The 18,980-nt window shown below is 55.9% G+C and carries 13 protein-coding genes and 1 pseudogene; 7 read left to right on the top strand and 7 right to left on the bottom strand.

From position 1 onward, the window contains the following. Positions 1-64: 64 nt before the first annotated feature. Positions 65-1,378 (bottom strand): NRAMP family divalent metal transporter, encoded by a 1,314-nt coding sequence (locus tag RE6C_RS00435; protein WP_236617824.1) that lies wholly within the window; start codon positions 1,376-1,378, stop codon positions 65-67. A 54-nt stretch (positions 1,379-1,432) separates the two neighbouring features. Between RE6C_RS00435 and RE6C_RS00430 the strand changes: the two genes are divergently transcribed. Beyond that, on the top strand, positions 1,433-2,200 hold the full coding sequence (locus RE6C_RS00430) for a glucosamine-6-phosphate deaminase (protein WP_008652815.1): 768 nt from the start codon (positions 1,433-1,435) through the stop codon (positions 2,198-2,200). Continuing rightward, positions 2,197-3,108, top strand: coding sequence for an N-acetylglucosamine-6-phosphate deacetylase (locus RE6C_RS00425; RefSeq protein ID WP_008652814.1), 912 nt, complete (start codon positions 2,197-2,199; stop codon positions 3,106-3,108). Before RE6C_RS00430 ends, RE6C_RS00425 begins: the two co-directional genes overlap by 4 nt. A 40-nt stretch (positions 3,109-3,148) precedes the next feature. On the opposite strand, the gene RE6C_RS00420 is transcribed toward RE6C_RS00425, so the two are convergent. Together RE6C_RS00420 and glgC are read right to left on the bottom strand one after the other, a co-directional pair. Continuing rightward, positions 3,149-4,117 carry a GGDEF domain-containing protein gene (locus RE6C_RS00420; protein WP_008652812.1) on the bottom strand — a complete coding sequence of 323 codons (969 nt, stop codon included), beginning with the start codon at positions 4,115-4,117 and terminating at the stop codon, positions 3,149-3,151. Between the two features lie 51 nt (positions 4,118-4,168). Then, complete coding sequence (glgC, locus tag RE6C_RS00415; RefSeq protein WP_008652810.1) at positions 4,169-5,509, bottom strand: glucose-1-phosphate adenylyltransferase; 1,341 nt, start codon at positions 5,507-5,509, stop codon at positions 4,169-4,171. 381 nt (positions 5,510-5,890) lie between these two features. On the opposite strand from glgC, the gene RE6C_RS00405 reads away from it, so the two are divergent. Continuing rightward, complete coding sequence (locus RE6C_RS00405; protein ID WP_008652805.1) at positions 5,891-7,525, top strand: Do family serine endopeptidase; 1,635 nt, start codon at positions 5,891-5,893, stop codon at positions 7,523-7,525. Between the two features lie 120 nt (positions 7,526-7,645). Then, positions 7,646-8,521: a hypothetical protein gene (locus RE6C_RS00400; RefSeq protein ID WP_008652804.1), complete on the top strand. Its 876-nt coding sequence runs from the start codon at positions 7,646-7,648 to the stop codon at positions 8,519-8,521. Between the two features lie 198 nt (positions 8,522-8,719). Here RE6C_RS00400 and ald read toward each other — a convergent pair whose 3' ends face one another. Then, the gene (gene ald, locus RE6C_RS00395) at positions 8,720-9,805 is read right to left on the bottom strand and encodes an alanine dehydrogenase (protein WP_008652803.1); all 1,086 of its coding nucleotides are present in this window, start codon (positions 9,803-9,805) and stop codon (positions 8,720-8,722) included. Positions 9,806-9,808: 3 nt separating this feature from the next. Beyond that, positions 9,809-11,101: a hypothetical protein gene (locus tag RE6C_RS00390; RefSeq protein ID WP_008652802.1), complete on the bottom strand. Its 1,293-nt coding sequence runs from the start codon at positions 11,099-11,101 to the stop codon at positions 9,809-9,811. A 118-nt stretch (positions 11,102-11,219) separates the two neighbouring features. Here RE6C_RS00390 and RE6C_RS00385 point away from each other — a divergent pair, with 118 nt between their 5' ends. Next, complete coding sequence (locus tag RE6C_RS00385; protein ID WP_039960788.1) at positions 11,220-12,161, top strand: WecB/TagA/CpsF family glycosyltransferase; 942 nt, start codon at positions 11,220-11,222, stop codon at positions 12,159-12,161. On the opposite strand, the gene RE6C_RS00380 is transcribed toward RE6C_RS00385, so the two are convergent. Beyond that, positions 12,158-13,378 carry a S49 family peptidase gene (locus RE6C_RS00380; protein ID WP_008652797.1) on the bottom strand — a complete coding sequence of 407 codons (1,221 nt, stop codon included), beginning with the start codon at positions 13,376-13,378 and terminating at the stop codon, positions 12,158-12,160. The two genes, RE6C_RS00385 and RE6C_RS00380, sit on opposite strands and share 4 nt — an antisense overlap. Before the next feature lie 258 nt (positions 13,379-13,636). Between RE6C_RS00380 and RE6C_RS33325 the strand changes: the two are divergent. After that, positions 13,637-14,686, top strand: a pseudogene (locus RE6C_RS33325) (O-antigen ligase family protein); the annotation flags it as partial. A 304-nt stretch (positions 14,687-14,990) separates the two neighbouring features. Here the strand turns inward: RE6C_RS33325 and RE6C_RS00365 are convergent. Next, on the bottom strand, positions 14,991-17,705 hold the full coding sequence (locus RE6C_RS00365; RefSeq protein WP_039960784.1) for a leucine-rich repeat domain-containing protein: 2,715 nt from the start codon (positions 17,703-17,705) through the stop codon (positions 14,991-14,993). Positions 17,706-18,007: 302 nt separating this feature from the next. Between RE6C_RS00365 and RE6C_RS00360 the strand changes: the two genes are divergently transcribed. Next, on the top strand, positions 18,008-18,967 hold the full coding sequence (locus tag RE6C_RS00360; RefSeq protein WP_008665712.1) for a deoxyhypusine synthase family protein: 960 nt from the start codon (positions 18,008-18,010) through the stop codon (positions 18,965-18,967). Positions 18,968-18,980 lie beyond the last annotated feature (13 nt).

Here is an 18,980-nt window from a genome sequence, read left to right as displayed (position 1 = left end):
TTAGCCAGCTGTCTCGAGGTCACTCACGCGATCGCTCGATCGCGTTGTTTCAACACGAGAACACTCAGATCAATCCGCTGAGTGTTTTCAGCGAGAGGGCGATCACGACCGCCAATCCGATCCAGGCCAACACTTTGATTGGCCAAGCGACGTCTTTACGATCCAAGGTGTGCAACTGCCAAACGATCACACCAGCGAGCAGCGGAAAGCAAAGGACGGTCAACGACTGTGCGATGACGATGAAGCTGACCAAGTCAACTTCCGTCAGTGCAGCGAGGCTGGCGACGGCCCATCCGGCGAGCAATGCCGCGATTGTGGCTCGTTGAACCGGTCGCGATGAGACTCGGCAGTCCGTTCCAATCGCGTCGCAGAAAACGACGCCGCCAATCAGCGCGTTGACCAGGAAAGAACTGGCCGCTCCCGCAAAAATACCGATTGAAAAGACGATTCGAGCCCACGATCCAAACAGTGGTTCGAGCGAAAGGGCAACGACGGATGCATCGGTCAGATCTGCGGGTGCGATGTTGCCGTGCAGTGCCGTGGCGGCCGTGACATAAATCATTCCGGTGATCAGCGCCAGGGATGAGATGCCAACGAAGACATCGACTAACCCAGTCGACAGGTTTTCGCGTTTCCAACCTTTTTCTTTGACTTGGTAGGACTGGTAGAACGCTCCCGCGACCGAAAACGTTGTTGCGACCAATGCCGCCATGCTCAGCCACGCGATCGATGCGTTGTCTGAACTCGCGACTGCTTCCGCATCGCTTGTCAGCGTTGGTTCCGATGCCGGGAGGCTGGGGATCAATCCGCCGATCACATCGCCCCAGTCAGGCGCTGATGCAAACATACTGGCACCAAACGACAAGACCATTGCACCGACGAGGAACGCCATTGCACGTTCGATCCATCGATACAGATCACGCCGGCCGAGCCACACAAGTGCGATGATGCCTCCGTTGAAAAGCAACAAGCCCGATGCGCGTCCGAGTGTTGACCATTTGTTCACGGTTTCGTGGCCAATGAATCCGCTGACTGCCATCCACATCGCGTTGTTGTTGGATGCTTGAAACAACGTGATCGCGATCAATAGCGACAATCCGACGACCCAGGCGGCCCAGCGTCCAAAACGATCGGCAACCAGACCGCACAAAGTATTTTCTTTGCAGACACCAATCGTCATCGCGGCGGCGGTCATGCCGATCATCAGAATTCCTGCGAGCGGGACAATCCAAAGCAAATCAAAGCCTTCTCCGCAGGCAACGCGGCTGGCGCTGACGATGCTGCCGGGCCCAAGAACGACGGCCGCGACGACGATGGCAGGGCCAATTCGACGGTATCGTTTCCAACCACTCTCGTTTACTGCTACCGGCTGTGTCACAATGAAGCCTTGTCGATGAACAAATGATTTGTTAGCCGCCACATGCGACCGCCAATGTTGAACAAGATCCTAGCCGCTGACCGCTTCGAAATGGGGCTCTGGGTGGGCCGAAATGCTGCCGACTCGATCCGAATGGCTCTGAGTGAGTTCGGTCATGCCAATATCGTCGTTGCAACGGGCGCTTCCCAGTTCGAAGTTTTGGCCTCTTTGGCCGAACAACCCGGCATCGATTGGTCGAAGGTGACCGGTTTCCATCTGGATGAATACGTTGGTGTATCGCCGGATCATCCCGCATCGTTTTGCAAATACCTTCGTGAACGATTTGTTGAAAAGGTTTCGCCGGGAGCGTTTCATTACCTTCGCGGGGACGAAGATCCTGCGGAAACGATGAAACGAGTTGGCGATTTGTTGCGGCAAACTCGAATCGACGTGTCCTTGGTGGGAATCGGTGAGAACGCGCACCTTGCGTTCAACGACCCACCGGCCGACTTGACCACGACCGAACCGTATTTGCTGGTGGATTTGGATCAACGTTGTCGTGAACAACAAGTCGGCGAAGGATGGTTCTCATCGCTCGAGGAAGTCCCGACGCAAGCGATCAGCATGTCTGTTCAGCAGATCCTGAAATCGCGGCAGATTTTCTGTTCGGTCCCGGATGCCCAGAAAGCCGAAGCGGTCGCGAAAACATTGGCGGTCGTCAATGATCCGATGGTCCCAGCGTCGGCCCTTCATCAGCATCCCAACGTGACGCTGATCATCGACATCGCTTCGTCGGCCGAGCTGAATCGCGACGTTCGAAATTCGATGGAGCCTGGCAGTTGAACCACGTCGATCTTCAAGTCAACGGCTATGCCGGCGTGGACTTCAACGGGAACGAACTTTCAACCGAGCAGGTTCAGCACGCATGTGACGTCATGCGTTCGCACGATGTCGATCGGTGTCTGGCCACGGTGATCACGGATTCGATGGATGCCATGTGCGCTCGGATCAGCCGAATTGTTGATGCCATCGAAGCGGACAGTGACATCGCCAAGACGATTGCGGGAATTCATGTCGAAGGACCGTTTTTGTCGCCGTTGGATGGCTACGCGGGGGCTCATCCGAAGTCAGAGATTCGTGCGGCGACCATCGAGGACGCTGGGCGATTGCTGGACGCGGGCCGTGGTCACGTTCGTTTGGTCACGCTTGCACCGGAGCAAGATCCTGACGGTGTCACGACGCGTTGGTTGCACGATCGCGGAATCATCGTCGCGGCGGGACATACCAACGCGAGCCTGGATGAACTTGACGTCGCGATTGATGCGGGATTGTCCATGTTCACGCACTTGGGCAACGCATGTCCATCACAGGTTCCTCGTCACGACAACATCGTGCAGCGAGTTCTGTCACGAGCTTCGCGGTTGTCGATCAGTTTCATTGCCGATGGATTTCATATCCCAATGATGGCCTTGGGCAACTATTTGCAGTGCGTGCCTGAGGAGAACATCGTCATCGTTAGCGACGCGATCAGTGCGGCTGGATTAGGGCCGGGCACCTATGCGTTGGCGGGCCAAAACGTTCATGTCGACGCCGACGGTGCGGCATGGGCCGAGTGTCGAACGCACTTTGCCGGATGTGCAACTTCCGTTCAAACGATGGCTGAAAAGCTACGCACGGAATTGAAGATCGAGGAAGCCCGCATCCGAACTTGGACGCGCACCAACCCGGCGCGGTTGCTGGCGGGAAAGTGATTGCCGATCGCCGGTTTGGGATTCGATTCGGCGAGCGATTTTATGAGCGAATGACTTCGGGAGCGTTGATCAATTGTGCACCATTGCCGTCGTTGAAGTAGACGCGGTTTCGTCCCATGTTCTTGGCCGAATAAAGGGCCTCGTCGGCACGACGAACAATCGGACCGATGACCAAGTCTTCTTGTGGCGTGCTCAGTCCAACGCTCAATGTGACTTGCAACTCGGTTGACCCCGCATCGACGGGTTCGTTGGCGATGCGGTCTCGCAGTTTGTTGACCTTGTCGGCAGCGGCTCGAATCGGCAGATGCGTCAGAATCGCGAATTCTTCGCCGCCGAATCGCGACACGATCTCGGCGTCTTGCATTCCATGGCCGAGTCGTTGCGAGATCTGTTGTAAGACGATGTCGCCGATCGGGTGACCATGTGTATCGTTGATCATCTTGAAGTGATCGATGTCCATCAAAATCAACGTGAACGACTTGCCACCGGCTCGGTAGGCCGAGAACAATTCGTCGAGTTTCTTGTCGAAGGCTCGTCGATTGAACAGACCTGTCAGACCGTCCGTGCGAGCTTCGGTGAGGTAGGACTGGATTTGTTCGGTTTGTTCTTCGAGTTGTTGCTCAGCGGCTTCCAACCGTGTTTGCAACTCGGTGTTCGTCGACATGATCTGATTGATCAACGTCACCATTCTCGCATCGCTGGCTTGTTGATTTTCATTCGCCCTGCCATTGCGAGCGGCGCCGGATCGCGACTGCTGCAGACTGATCCGCATCGCGTCACTGAGTTCGCCCAGTTCGCTTTGGTAGTTCGAAACGTTGCCGGAGTACTCGTTGGTCCAACGCGACAGGCCTTCGAGCAAGCCCAGCATGCGTTGACGCTCGTCCTCTTGGATGATCGGTCCTTGCGGGATCGCCGTCGCGACTTTGGCGCGTCGACGTCCGAGGAGGTAACCGATTGCAATCAAGACCGCGGCAAAAAAGAAACCGGCGGCGATCAATGACGGGTTCACGGCACAGCGGAGGGTTTCGAGGAAGCCCTCGGCAGTTGCCGAAAGCCACGGTTAGGAAGTCAAGCTGGATGTCGGATCATGCGATCCATTGGTGGATACCGGCGAAGCGATCATCTCGCCGCGCGCTATCACAACGAGTCCACTATCGGTCACTGTTAGCCCACGAGCACGATCCAGTGCCAGATCATATCCAATTTCCGTTTCGGGTGGGATTTGAACTCCCTTGTCAATGATTGCACGTCGAATGCGACTGTGCCGTCCAACGTTGACATCATCGAAAAGAATGCTGTCTTCAACTTGAGCGTAGCTGTTGATGCGGCAGCCTGTGCCGATGATGCTCCGCCGAACGCAGCCACCGCTAATGATCGCGCCTTGGCAAACGATTGAATCGAGAGCTTCACCGCGACGTGACGATCGACCTTCGCTTCCGAAGACAAACTTTGGTGGTGGCAGTTGCGGTTGGAAAGAGCGGATCGGCCACTGTCGATCGTAGAGATTCAATTGAGGATCGACGCCGACCAAGTCCATGTTGGCTTCGTAGTAGGCTTCGAGTGTACCGACGTCACGCCAGTACGCGTCTCGTTTGCGATTTTCATCGGTGAATGGAAACGCGAAAACTTGGCTGTCTTCGATCGCGCCGGGGATGATGTTTTTTCCGAAGTCGTGCTCGCTGTCGGGTTGAGTCGCGTCATCACACAATCGCTCGAACAAGAAACGAGTGTTGAAGACGTAGATGCCCATTGATGCCAAACAAACATCCGGATCGTCGAGCGTTGGACGCGGGTTTTCCGGTTTTTCCTGGAATTCGACCAACCGATTGTCGGTGTCGACCTGCATCACGCCGAACTGTCTCGCTTCTTCGCGACTGACACGCAAAGCGCCCACTGTGACATCGGCGCCTTTGCGATGATGGAAATTGACCATCGATTCGTAGTTCATCTTGTACAGGTGGTCACCTGCCAAAATCACCACGTACTCGGGTGCTTCCCGCTCGATTGCGTAAATGTTTTGGTAAACCGCGTCGGCGGTGCCTTGGTACCAATTGTCATCAATGCGTTGTTGCGGTGGCACAACGTCGATGAATTCGCCCAATTCGCGGCAGAAGTAATTCCGCCACGCCACGTTGATGTGCCGGTCCAACGATTGAGCTTTGTACTGCGTCAGCAGCAACAATCGCCGCATATCGCTGTTCAGGCAATTGCTCAGCACAAAGTCGATGATGCGGTAGGCACCACCAATGGGGACCGCTGGTTTGGCGCGATCCCGTGTGAGTGGTTCGAGTCGTGAACCACGACCTCCGGCCAGAATCACAGTTACTGTTTGTCGCATCATTGGATCGTGGTTTCCTACCGCGTTGGGCATGTTGGCACCCGCAACATGTTCAGGCTGCATGCTAGCAAAGTCCCGTGAGGACTGTCGAGCGGAATTTAGTTTTCCCTCACCGGCTTGAAAGGGAGTTTCATGCGTCGATGCGGGTCAGCTTTCCTATTTTGACATTCGTCATGACGATCCTCGTCGCAAACACGATCGATTCGCGATCAGAAAGTGACGGTCGTCGCACCGGTGGCGCTCCCGTTGTCTGCAAAACGACCAAGCGATCAACGACGTCGTGCCTCGCAGACGACTCGATTGATCTGTCGTCCAGTCCCCGCACATCTCGGACCAGGCCAGGTCACCACATCGTCGGGGAGCGGAAACGTTTTCGACAACTTGTCTCCGGTTCAAAGTGAACCAAATGGGCACCGGTCGCTGTAGTACTGCTCTCGAAAACTCATGGGAGCGTCCGCGATTCGGATGCGTGCAACTCATGGAAAATGTTTGGACGAGGTCGCGAAACATTGCGTTGACTTCGCCACGGTACGAGCGAAATATCACTCACCCGCCCATCCCCCTTTGGAGAACACTCTCACGATGCGTAATCAATGGAAACCAGTCAGTTTTGCTTTGGGAAGTTTGTGGGTCGCCACGCTGACCGCCGCCGTTGTGATGAGCCTGCCGGATGGGTTGCGGTCAGACGCGATGGCAGATCAAACGACTCCGCGAGCCGGTGCGATCGATCCGGGCCAAGGGCTCAACACGGCTCAAGATTTGTCGGCATCGTTTCGAACGGTTGCCGAAGCGATGCGACCCAGCGTCGTCAGCGTCAGTTCCAAGACTTCCGCGAAGGCAGTTGCGAGTCGATTGCCACCGGGACTGCGAAGCCAGTTGCCGCCTGGATTTGAAAAGTACTTTGAGGATCCGTCACAAGGCGGCCGTCAAATGCCTGAACGAGAAGGCCAGGGCAGTGGCGTGATTGTCCGAGAAGACGGATACATCCTGACCAACAATCACGTGGTCGAAGACGCCGACGAAGTTTACGTCGAACTGAGCGACGATCGTCGTTTGGAAGCGGAAGTGGTTGGAACCGATCCTGAAACTGATTTGGCCGTTCTGAAGGTCGAAGCCGATAACCTGCGAGCGATCGCGTTCGGTGACTCCGACGCCATTCAAGTTGGCGATTGGGTGCTGGCGATCGGCAGTCCCTTTGGATTGGATCAAACCGTGACGGCGGGCATCATCAGCGGAAAGAACCGCAACCGCCGGATTGTCAACAACGGCAACGGATTCGAGGATTTCTTGCAGACCGATGCGGCGATCAATCCGGGTAACTCAGGCGGCCCGCTGGTGAACTTGCGAGGTGAATTGGTCGGCATCAACACCGCGATCCTTTCGCGAAGTGGAGCGAGTGCCGGCATCGGATTCGCCATCCCGGTCTCGTTGGCTCGTCCCGTGCTGACATCGATCATCGAGTACGGCCAAGTACGGCGTGGTTTCTTGGGTGCCCAAGTGCGTGACGTGACGCCCGAGTTGGTCGAAGAGATGGGTTTGAAGGTCAACGACGGTGCTTTGATCCAAGGCGTGTTGGACAAGCAGCCTGCGGCGAACGCGAATTTGCAGCCGGGTGACGTTGTTGTCAGTGTTGATGGAAAGAAGGTCCGCAGCAGCTCGCAATTGGTCAACTACATCGCCAGTCGCCCACCCGGGGCGAGCGTTTCGATGGTGATCAATCGCGATGGCGAAACTTTGACCAAGACCGTCAATCTGCAGGAGCGAACCAGCGAAGCGATGGCGATGTTCAATGGCGGCAGCGTCTTGGGCGCAAAGCTTGAACCCATCACGCCCGAGTCCGCTCAACGCTACGGATACGCCGGGATGGATTCGGGGTTGATCGTTGTCAGTGTGGAGGACGGCGGTATCGCGGATGAGTCCGGATTGTTGGCGGGCGACGTGATCGAGAGTGCCGGTGGCAACGCGGTCAGCTCCGTCACCGCTTTGCAAGCGATCATCACCGAAGCCAAACGGCAAGGCATTCCTTTGCGATTGATCATCCGTCGTGGAAATACACGAATGATCGTGCCACTGCAGTGATCGATCGACGCTGAATCGAAACGAATGCAAACGGGCTGGTGGAAATCACCAGTCCGTTTTTGTTTATACTCCGAGCCATCTCATTTTCTTTCGGCTCTCGTTCGATCAGCAGCTTCGCTCATGTCTCACGCGCCCCATTCCCCTTACACCCAACCGGTCCCCAGTTCGCCGTCCGGTGGCTCGTCAAAGAACACCGTCATCATCGTCGCCATCGTTTCCGTGACGATGTTGTTGATGTGCGGCGGTGTTTTGGGGCTGGGGTACTACGCGGTCGAGCGACTCGCCAAAGAAATCAACGCGGTCAACTACGACTACATGGTTGACGACGAAGAGACGCCTCATGCATTGATGTACGCGTTGTCAGAAAATGAAACCATCCGAGAGCAGGTTGGTGAAATCGAATCGATCGAATTCGCAGAAGAACACAATCTCGACAATTCAATCTACACCGAAAACTATTTCTACCGAGTTGTTGGAACGGATGGCGACGCAATCGTTCGAGCGGAAGTCAGCGACAAAGAAGAGGTTTGGTTTGACCGCGTGGATTGGGTCCCCGATGAAACCGATTTGGACACTCGCGTCGAACTCGAAACCATCCCGGTGCCGTTTGATTCGACGTCGTCACATGAGACTTACGAGTTGATCAAAGAAGACGAAACGATCAAAAGCGAAGTGGGGACGGTCAGCTATGTCAGTTATGACTGGGAACTCACCGATGAGTACACCAGCATCGAGGACACCAACTACGTCCTTCAGGTTCGAGGTGATGCCGGGAAGACTCATGTTCGAGTCGCATTTGATGACTACGACTACGAAACCCCCGAGCGAATCGAACTGATGAAAGATCCGGAGAACCCGGTGCTCATCTACGGCGAACCCGATAAAAAGTTGGAGATGCTGCGAAAGGGTCCATCGCCGAGCGATCAGGATTTAGCTGAATCAGAAGCTGAGGTTGCTGACCCAGACAGTTCGGAAAATACCGAAACCGGTGAGTGACACACCGTTGGCTTTCGAGGGGGGCTGTTTTCTTTGTGAGTCTGGTGTGGATTGGTTTTGCCACAGAGGGCACAGAGTTCACAGAGATGGTGTTCGAGGCAGTGCGTCGGACCTGAAAATCACACGCATCCCCTCTGTGATCTCTGTGGCAAAAAACTCTTCGAGCGAAGAGCTCAAACAGCCAACAAGACCTGAGGCTCAGTCTTGATAGGCGGAGGAGACGGCTTCGTGGACGATCTTGCCTTCGTGGATGTTGATCGCGGATTGAAGAGGACCGGTGTCTTGTAAGACACCAGACATTCCCGCCGCGGCAATTTTCGAGACCCATCGCATCGTCGCGTTGCACAATGCAAACGTGCTGGTTCGGCCGACGGCTCCGGGCATGTTCGCGACGCAGTAGTGGACGACCTCATCGATGATGTAAGTCGGCTCACTGTGGGTGGTTGGGCGACTGGTTTCGATGCATCCGCCTTGGTCCACGGCGACGTCGATGACGACCGCACCCGACTTCATGATGCGAAGGTCTTCGGCCCGAACCAAGTTGGGTGCTCGAGCACCGGGGATCAACACGGAACCGATCACCAAGTCGGCTCGTTCGAGTTGTTCGACGATGTTGTGACGATCGCTGTAGAGCGTGTTCACGTTGGCGGGCATCACATCGTCGAGGTATCGCAAACGATCGAGATTGACGTCCAGGATCGCCACGTCGGCTTGGAATCCGGCCGCGATCTTGGCGGCGTTGGCACCCACCACGCCGCCGCCAAGGATGGTGATGTGAGCTGGAGCAACGCCGGGGACACCGCCCAGCAAAATGCCGCGTCCCATCTGAGGGCGTTCCAGGTATTTCGCACCTTCTTGAATGCTCATCCGACCGGCGACTTCGCTCATTGGTGTCAGCAACGGTAGTTGTCCCGATGCATCACGAAGTGTTTCGTAGGCCAGGCAGGTCGCACCGCTGTCCAGCATCGCTTTGGTCAGCGTGTCGTCCGCGGCGAAGTGAAAATAGGTGAAGACCAGCTGACCGGGCCGGATCAATCCGTATTCCGACCGCTGTGGCTCTTTCACTTTCACCACCAAATCGGCTTTCGCGAAAATGTCTTCTGCGGAGGCGACCAGCTCGGCGCCCGCTCGAAGGTAGTCGTGGTCGGGCAGACCCGATCCAAGCCCCGCGCCGGCTTGCACCAAAACGGTGTGCCCCGCTTGTGTCAGTTCGGCCACGCCGACGGGAAGCATTCCCACGCGGTATTCGTCGGTCTTAATTTCCGAAGGCACGCCAACAATCATGGGTCACTCTGCTCGATGCGATTCGTTCAAAAGAATTTGGTGAAGTTGGTCCGCCTCGTCGAGTCGCAAACGCACCACGTTGTTGAAATCGTCGACGTCGTCGGGTTTCAAATACAGATGGCATCGATCATCGGATTCACTTGGCAACGATGGTGCGTCGGCCTCGTCTTCTTCGGAGAGGACGTAGAACCAATCGTTGGTCGTGATCGCGATCGGGACATTGCGATGCTGGGTGATAACACGAGCTTTGTGGGATGGCGACGTGGCATCCGACCGCAAAGATTCGTCGGGCTGAGATTCTTCCGTTGCAGGGTTCGCAACGTTTTCTGCAACGAATCGTTCGGCCGGCATGAGGTCCCCGCTCGGGTCGGATAGCCGAGCGTCGATTACAGCAGCGACTTCATCGGCGGACGCGACCATGCGAGACCGCAGGCCCGAGCCGCCCGAGCAAACCAGAGGCACGTGCAGATGGCACGACCGCCACGGACCGGTTCGATGTCCGATGCCACCATTTTGACCAAGTGCAAACCCGCTGGTTCCACCCAGCACGACCGTCGCGTCGGGCTCGAGCACCGAGTCCAAAACATCGAGCATCGCGTCGACCAATTTGATTTGGCAACCGTAGGTTCGCATCCATGTCGTGATCCAATCCGGATCGTCTTCGGCGGTGATGCGATGATCCGGTGGCGCGGTTGAATGAACCATGAACGGCACCTCTTCCGGAGAGTCGTCCATGTCGTCCGCCGCATCCGTTTCGATTGGCGGGGCCTCTTCGTATTCATCCGCGTAGTAGGCCGGTTCTTCGGCGACGGAATCATCGCTGAGTTCTCGCGGCGCGTCCCAGCAATGTGTTAGGAACCGCGAATGCAACCAGACCGAGTCGCCTTGTGCCAATCGGTCCGCGGCGACGGCGGTCAAGCGACCGATCGATGTGTCTTCGATTTCAATGGTCTCGGTTTCGCTTTCGGAGTCCGACTCGACGTCGCTTTCCAGCAAGACGATTTCTTCAAACGCGGCCGCCGATTCGCGTTCCAGCAGGCGAGGGTCGTCGGTGACCACGACGATCTCTTTTGCCCGTGGAGTTTCTGCCAATGCTTTTGCCCAGCGATCCCATTGTTCGAGAGGATTCGTGACCGGAGTGATGGCACGGTTCCACGTGGTTCCTTCGGCCGCCAGTTGATCGATGGCGGGAGTTCGATTCCAAGAGGACCCATAGGCGGAGATTGCAGCGGGGGTGAATCCTTCAAGTGTGAAGATCAGCATGCGTTGCTTGGGGCCAAATTTGCGTGAAGTCAAAAAACGTGACGTAGGGTTGAACGTGCAGTCTATCGCGGCATGGGCCCTCTCTGAATGACGGGTGTTCCGATTGTCGCGGTTGGATCGATTTTTCAACCACTCATCGAATACGTCCCCAATGAATTCGGCTTCTCCCGTCAGTTCTTATCCCGCCTCCTCGACTTCGGCCTCTTCGGTCGTGGTGCCGTCGGCTTCGCGATCGGCCACAGATAAATTTGAGTCAAGGCCAAGATTTGAGACGACCGTCGTCACGGAAATCGAGCAATCGGTCGTCACCGCACCGCCATGTGTGCGTGACACCGTCAACGTTTGGAATGTGCCGTTTGATCGGTTGGACATGTGGCAATCGGTTGATGCGATTGATCGATTGATCGCCGCTCGAACGCCTCAGTATGTCATCACTGCCAACTTGAACTACTGCATGCTGCACCATCAATCGCAGCAGCTTCAGCAAATCACCCATCGTGCGGCGTTGGTGCTCGCCGATGGTCAGCCCATTGTCGCTCGCAGCAAATTGACCGACCGACCGTTGCCTGAACGAGTCGCCGGTAGCGAACTGATTGTGCACCTGTGCGGACGAGCCGCCCAACGTGGCCACCGCGTTTACTTCTTGGGCGGAGAGGCTGGTGTCGCCGAGAAAGCATCCAAGCGTTTGAAAGCGATGTATCCGGGCCTGCAAATCGCCGGCTGCGAATCACCTCCGTTCCGCAAACTCACCGCGGAAGAGCAGGCCGCTCAAGACGCGCGAATCCGTGACGCTGGAACGGATTTGTTGTTCGTCGCTTTTGGTCAGCCCAAAGGTGAACAATGGATCGCTGAACATGCCGCTCGGATTGGTGTGCCCGTCAGCATCCAACTTGGTGCGTCGTTTGACTTTTTGGCCGGAACGGCGAAGCGAGCCCCCAAGATTTTCCAAAGCGTTGGCATGGAATGGGCCTACAGAATGCTCAGCGACCCAAAGCGATTGGTTCCGCGATACATGTCCAACATCGGCTACCTGTGCTCCGCTTTGACGACCGATTGGAAGAACACGGTCAAGAGCTGGGGCATGACTGCCTAGCCGCCGTTGGCGGTGACGATGCTCGGGTCAGGTTGCCACAGGTACAGGAACGTTGGCATGGAGCTGCGATCCAGACCGGGTAATTGAATCGGCAAGATTGAAGTCATCGGCACGTTGGGAGTGACGTCAAATTCTGACATCGCTCGATCGTTGTCTCGTCGCAAAAGAACCAACGCTGGCGACGAGGACAGTCCCGCCATCTGTCCGGCCAAGGAAACTGCATCGTCGAGATATCCGGTGTGGTCAACCAAACCGATCTTTTGAGCGTGCAGGCCTGATACGACGCGTCCATCAAACGGGACCAGATCGCTTGGCTTTGTCGCTTCATTTTTCTCGTCATCGCCAGCCAGATCACCCGCGTCCAGGTTGCCCGCGTCGGAATCATCCAAATCCAAATCGTCAACATTGCTGGTGATCACCAAGCGATCGCCTCGTGACGAGCGGACTTGTTCAATGAAACGTTGGTGGAATTCGTCGGCCATCGATTGCAGCAGGTCGCGTTCTTCTCGCTGCATCATCCTCTCAGGTGATCCGACATCGATCTTGTCACCTGATTTGATCGGCAGCGAAACGATATTGAACTGACCCAACGTGTCTTCCATGTTGTAGTTGTTCAGGATGACCCCGATGCCACCGACAACGGATGTCGGATGCGCGACGATTGCGTCGGCGTGTGTGGCCAAGTAGTACGCACCGCCCGTGCCGGTCGTCATCAGGCAGGCAACGACCGGAATGTTGCGTTCGGATTTGAGATGCTGCAGTTGGTGGGCGAGCATGTCCGATGCCGTCACTCCGCCGCCGGGCGAATTGATTCGCAGGACGACCGCGGAAATGGTCGGGTCAGATTCGATGTGTCGCATCTTTTCGCGGAACAGTGCGACGGGGTTTTCACCCATCGACCCAAAACCGCTGAAGTTCTGGTCGATCAGCAATCCGTCCACATCAACGATCGCGATGCGCGACTGGGAATCAGACGACTTGGCGTTGATCTGGACCGCACGAACTGGGGACGCCGTGTTGTCGGTCTTGCTGACCGTGGTCATCGTGCCGTTCATGTTGATGTCGCCATCGACACCCATTTCTCCGTTGACGCCCATGTCGCCATCGATCCGCATGTTGCCGCCGACCAACGCACGTACCGGATGAGAGCAACCGGCGATCAGGCACGCACACACAACCAACCCCACCAAACCGCATGCGCGGAGCGGCTGAGTCATAGCGGAGCGACGGCAATTTTCGCGGCGCGGCACTGGGTTTCCTGACGCGAGCGGGCAAACGGGAACGGGCGAGTGCGGAGGGCAGTTCGCCTGTCTGATCGAATCGAACGTTTCGCTCGGGAGAATGAGTTCGATGCATGCGACTGGCAGGACGCTTACAAAGCGATTAACCGTTGTAACCGGCAAACTTGATGATTCGCTTCATCGAGAAACGTCTGCGGACGCGGTGAGGAACCATCGGGTGAGCTATTGTTCCGCATGACCTTGCTTCTCATTCTAATTCTGTTCGCGATCATTCCTTGGTCCATCCCGATCTTGCACAACGCGCGCATGTGGACGTTGGTGATGGCGGTGTTGTTTCTCGGGACCGTGTTTGGACCTGCCTTCTTTGCGTTCAATGGTTTTGTCCAAATCAGCTTGGATCGGTTGCTTTGGGCGGCCGTGATCGGAGTCGCCGTCTTTCGTGTTCTGACAGGCGAGAATAAACTGCCACGCGTGACTCGAACCGATGGTGTGGTGGTCGGTCTCGTCGGAATCACTTTGTTGAGCTGCTTGCGATTTGGCATGTTCAGTGACGGACAACCGCCGATCGCGAGATGGTTGTTCTACATGGCTTTGCCGTGCAGCGTTTACGCGGTGATGCGTACCGCCACCTTCACTCGAGAAGATATCCACCGAATGGTCACCGCGTTGATCGCGATGGGTTCGTACCTGGCGTTCACCGGCGTGATGGAAATGCTGGATGTCCGAGCCCTGGTGTTCCCTCGGTTCATCAACGATCCCGAAGTCTGGGAATTCTACGGACGAGGCCGCGGGCCGCTGTTGAATCCGGCTGGCAACGGAATTGTATTGACGTTGGCTTTGGCCGCGTGTGCAAGTCGCTTTCTCGAAAGCGGTCGCCATGGTAGAGCTTGGTACACGATGTTGGCTTTGCTGATGCTGGCCGGTTGCTATTCAACATTGACACGAAGCGTGTGGTTGGGGGCCATCGCCGCGTTGGGGTGGATCGGCCTGATTTACGTTCCTCGCCGCGTTCGGATCGTCGCGCTCGTTGGAGTGGTCTTGTTCAGCGGTGCGATGGCGATGGGATTAAAAGACCAAATCATGAGCATGAAACGCGACAAGGCGTTGAGCGCCGCCGATGCCGCGAAGAGCGTCGAGTTGCGACCGCTATTGGCTTTGGTTGCCTATGAGATGTTTCTGGACCGACCGTTGGGTGGTCACGGCTATGGCAACTACTTCGACGCGGCAGAACCCTATCACGCGATTCGCCGGCACGGTGTGCCTTTGGAAAATGCTCGGCCCTACATGCAACACAACGTCTTTTTGTCGACACTGGTGGACTTGGGGTTGTTTGGATTCAGCATGCATTTGTTGATGCTGATCAGTTTGTTCTGCCTGGCGTGGCAGCTTGCATCCGCAAAGCATGCTGATGCAACCGGTTCAAAGATGCGAGCAACTCTCTGGAATCCTGTCCCCGAGGACCATCGACGAGCAATCGGAATTTTGATGCTGGGATTACTCAGCGGCTACGTGTGCAATGGAATGTTCCACGAAGTCGGCATCATTCACATGGTGCACATGTATCTGTTCGCCATGGCCGGCGTTCTGGTCACGTTGCATCAAACTGCGGAATCGACCGTTGCGAATCCAACGCCTCGTTGGAACCCTTTTCTTCGTTGGACACCCAGCGTGGACGCCGCCCGCGGGACCACCTACGGCGGGAAAATTCCGTCGCGTGGTTAGCACCGGGACGGATACCGTTGAACCACTTCTCAGCCAATCGCGGGTCAGTGCTTTCGGCGGCCCATTCATCGGGCATCAAGCGAATGGACTGAAGTGCATCAGGAAGCGAAATGGATTCGTTCACGGACAATTCCATCAACCACGCCAAAGCCGCCAACGGCTCAATCGCGGCACTGGATAATTCGAGTCCCATCAAGGACACGCTTTGCAATCGGGTACAACGTGCCAGCGTCGAGATGCCCTTGTCGGTCAATGCGGTGTAGTCCAAACGCAAACGTCGAAGGTTTTTTAAACTTGGCAGGTCTCGCAAATCGTCGTCGCCAATCGTGGTTCCCATCACGTTGATTTCTTGTAGTCCGGGCCATGACGCGAAGTGTTTGCCCAAGCCCTCGGGATAGTCGGTGCCCGGTAGGATCAATGAGTGCAGTTGTCGACTTTGCGTCAGGCTACTGAGCGCTGCCGAATTCAGAACCCCTCGTTCCAAGGTGAACGACAACAGATGTGGCACACGTTCAATTTCGATCAGATCTGTCTTTGGACGGCGAATGACAATTTCGGTCAGACGAGGCAGATTGACCAAGCGAACGGTTTCGGCTCCGGGAGCGACACGCAAACGGCTGACCAACGATTCCAAGTTTACCAATTCGATGTGCTTGGCTCGGAGTGTTCTCGTGCCGAAAGCCCGCCTGAGTTGCGGTTGGTCGATGATTCGGATTTCGTCCAGCTCTTCCCAAGGCAGTTCCAGCACTTCCCAATTTCCGTGCATAGCAAGCAATCGCGGAATCACTTCAGGATCTATCTCGGCACCGCTGACTGCCAATTCTCGTAGTGTGCTAACGACTTGCAGCTCTTCCAGTTGACGTGGGTCAAGTTGACAATTTTCGAGTGTCAGAGATTTCAGGTAGGAGCAAGATTTCAGTTTCGAGAGTTCACACATGGTGAGGTCCATGCCATCGAAACTCAGTGTGCGCAACGAAGGCAGCGATGCGGTCCACGCCATCAAACCCTTCGTCGATTTTCGCGGCAATACAGACGGCCCGGATTCAACCGAAGTAAAGAATCGACCACCGGCGAATTGAGGCGGCGCATCCCAACCTCTCCTGCTTCGACGAAAACGACCGTAGCCGCCTGGCGCTGGTCGGGTGATTCGGACATCGTGCAGACGTGGGCACTCTTCGATCTCCCAATCGTCAAAGTTCTCGCCAGCCAATTCCAGTTTCGTTAGCGAACTCAGACCGGACATCTTCAGCGACGATACTCGCGCGATGTAACCCTCTTCGCTGTCCGGGTTGCTGAAATGCATCGAGTGAGAATCAATGCCATGCAGTTTTGTCAAACGTGGCAATTCGAGCAGGCTCAAATCGACGGGAATGCCCGCGTCGATTGAAAGCTCCGTCAGTGCGGGCATCAATCGAACGGTCATCTGTAATTCTTCCGCGTTCGTTCTGCGATTCGGACGCAGATGGCGAACGGAGAGAGATTGCAATCGGTTGGCGTCCTCGAACAACCACGATCGTGGACTGGGGCCGATGGTTTGGATATCCAGAATCGCTAACGAAGGCACCAAAAGGTCCTCTGTGCAAATTGCCGACGCTTGAATGCGACGCAACGACAAGGAAGCCAGTCGGTCGAGTGATTGAACTTGAATTTTCGCATCGGATGCTTGCCCGGATGCTTCTTCGCCGGATCGAAATGACATCGAGACGCTGCGAAGTGACGGCAAATGTGCCAGCACCGAATTGGCGGCTTCGACACTGGGAACGTTGCTCCAGCGAAGGCCGGTGACCCAGGGGTTCTCCTGGATCGCTAACAGCGTTGCCGCATCGATCTCGCCATTGAATGCGACGAAGTCGAGCGATTTGTAGTTGCTCCAGTCAATCGATTCCAAGTTCGATTCAGGATGGCATTGCAGTTGGAACGCGTGGGTCCAAGGACCCCGAAACGCGAGAGGCAAATTGGCCACGATGGGATGGTCGGTCGATCGAACCAACGTGACCATTGTTTCACGCTCGAACGTCCGCAAACGACGCTGAGTCTCGTAAAAGTGAGCGGCAGTCGCGATGAAACCGATCGAGGCGATACCAACCAATGCGCGACGGTAGCGTGTGTTGTCTTCTCGTTTGGGCGACCACAAAACGTTCCAAGGTGATTGTCCAGGGCGAATGTGGTACGCCGCGATTCCGGCCAACGCGAGAACGCCAATACAAAACCAAACGTCGATCCATAATCCCAAGCCAAACGTGCTCCAACGGTCCAAACCATCGTCGCCTTCGTTGTGAGACATGCGAGCTTGATAAGCGTCCAGCGGGAATCCACCGATGTACCAGCGATGGCGAGGCGAATCTGCTTTTGGATGAGAAGCGTCTGCGCGAACTAGGTCAACGACTTGCGGTCCAGCGGGGGGGACTTCGCTGTCGGTCACCATCACGTGAGTGGCATCGCGAAGGTAGTTTTCGGTAACCAATCGTGGTTTCCAAGCCAAGCCGATCAGAATCCCGAGGATCGCGAGCGTCATCCCCGTTCGGATCCATCGACGATGAGATGTCTTCACAGAGGCACTTCTGGATTGCAGCTTGTTCATAGTGGATCCAACAGCAAGGGATGCAAAATGTTTCGCTCGAGTTTCAGAATTTGCATCTAAATTGGTTAGTGCTTCCATTGACTGCAACGGCGGTTCGAACGGATTTCGTGAAGCAAAACTGCTATTGATCCCCTGACGACACTGAGCCGAGTGAACGGTAAGATTCGGCGCCATCGCCGATTGTTTATTTTTTGCGAAGTACCGCAAAATGACGGCTGATTGCGCTTTCGGGGCTGAATTGGTCGCGCGATGCCACCGTGGACTTCAGTGTTTCCCTCCTTCGTATTGGTTACCGATCTGTCATGAATGTCACGGAATTTTTGGAAACGCATTTCCGACACTTCAACGCGCGTGAACTGCTGGCGTCGGCAAAGTCGTACGGCGAATTCGTTGATGGTGGCGGCAAGATGATGGTGACCTTGGCAGGTGCGATGAGCACCGGCGAATTGGGGCTGTCACTTGCCGAAATGATTCGCAAGGGAAAGGTACACGCCGTCACCTGCACCGCGGCCAACCTGGAAGAAGACATCTTCAACTTGGTCGCTCATGACGAATACGAAATCGTCGAGAACTGGCGAGCTCTTTCGGCCGAAGACGAAGTGGCTCTGCGAGACCGTGGCTTCAACCGAGTCACCGACACTTGCATCCCCGAAACGGTCATGCGACACCTAGAGGATCGATTGGTGCCCATGTGGCAAAAGGCGGCCGGCGAGAACGCCGCTCGCATGCCGGTCGAGTACATGTTCGATCTTCTGGACGACGAGGGATTGGTCCAGCACTACCAGGTTCCCCGCGAAAACAGTTGGGTCGCGGCGGCAAAGGATGCTGGGATTCCGGTTTTTACACCGGGCTTTGAAGACTCAACTTTGGGCAATATCTACACTGCCCATGTCATCGACGGCAGCGTGCCTGGCCATGGTGCTTACGCCACCGGCACGAAACAAATGCAGCAGTTGGCTCAGTGGTACCAAGCGACAATGAAAGATCCGATCGGGTTCTTTCAGATCGGCGGCGGAATCGCGGGCGACTTCCCCATCTGTGTCGTTCCGATGTTGATTCAGGACCTGAAGCTCGACATCCCGTTGTGGGGCTACTTCTGCCAAATCAGCGATGCAACGACCAGCTACGGTGGTTACAGCGGAGCCGTGCCAAACGAAAAGATCACGTGGTACAAGATCGATGCGGACTCGCCCAAGTTCATGATCCAAAGCGACGCAACGATCTGTGCACCACTGGTGTTTGCTCACGTACTGGGTTGGTGATCCAGTCGTCGCG

Origin of the sequence: Rhodopirellula europaea 6C (assembly GCF_000338295.1) — a bacterium.
GTDB lineage: Bacteria > Planctomycetota > Planctomycetia > Pirellulales > Pirellulaceae > Rhodopirellula > Rhodopirellula europaea.
This window is presented reverse-complemented; position numbering and strand designations above follow the sequence as displayed.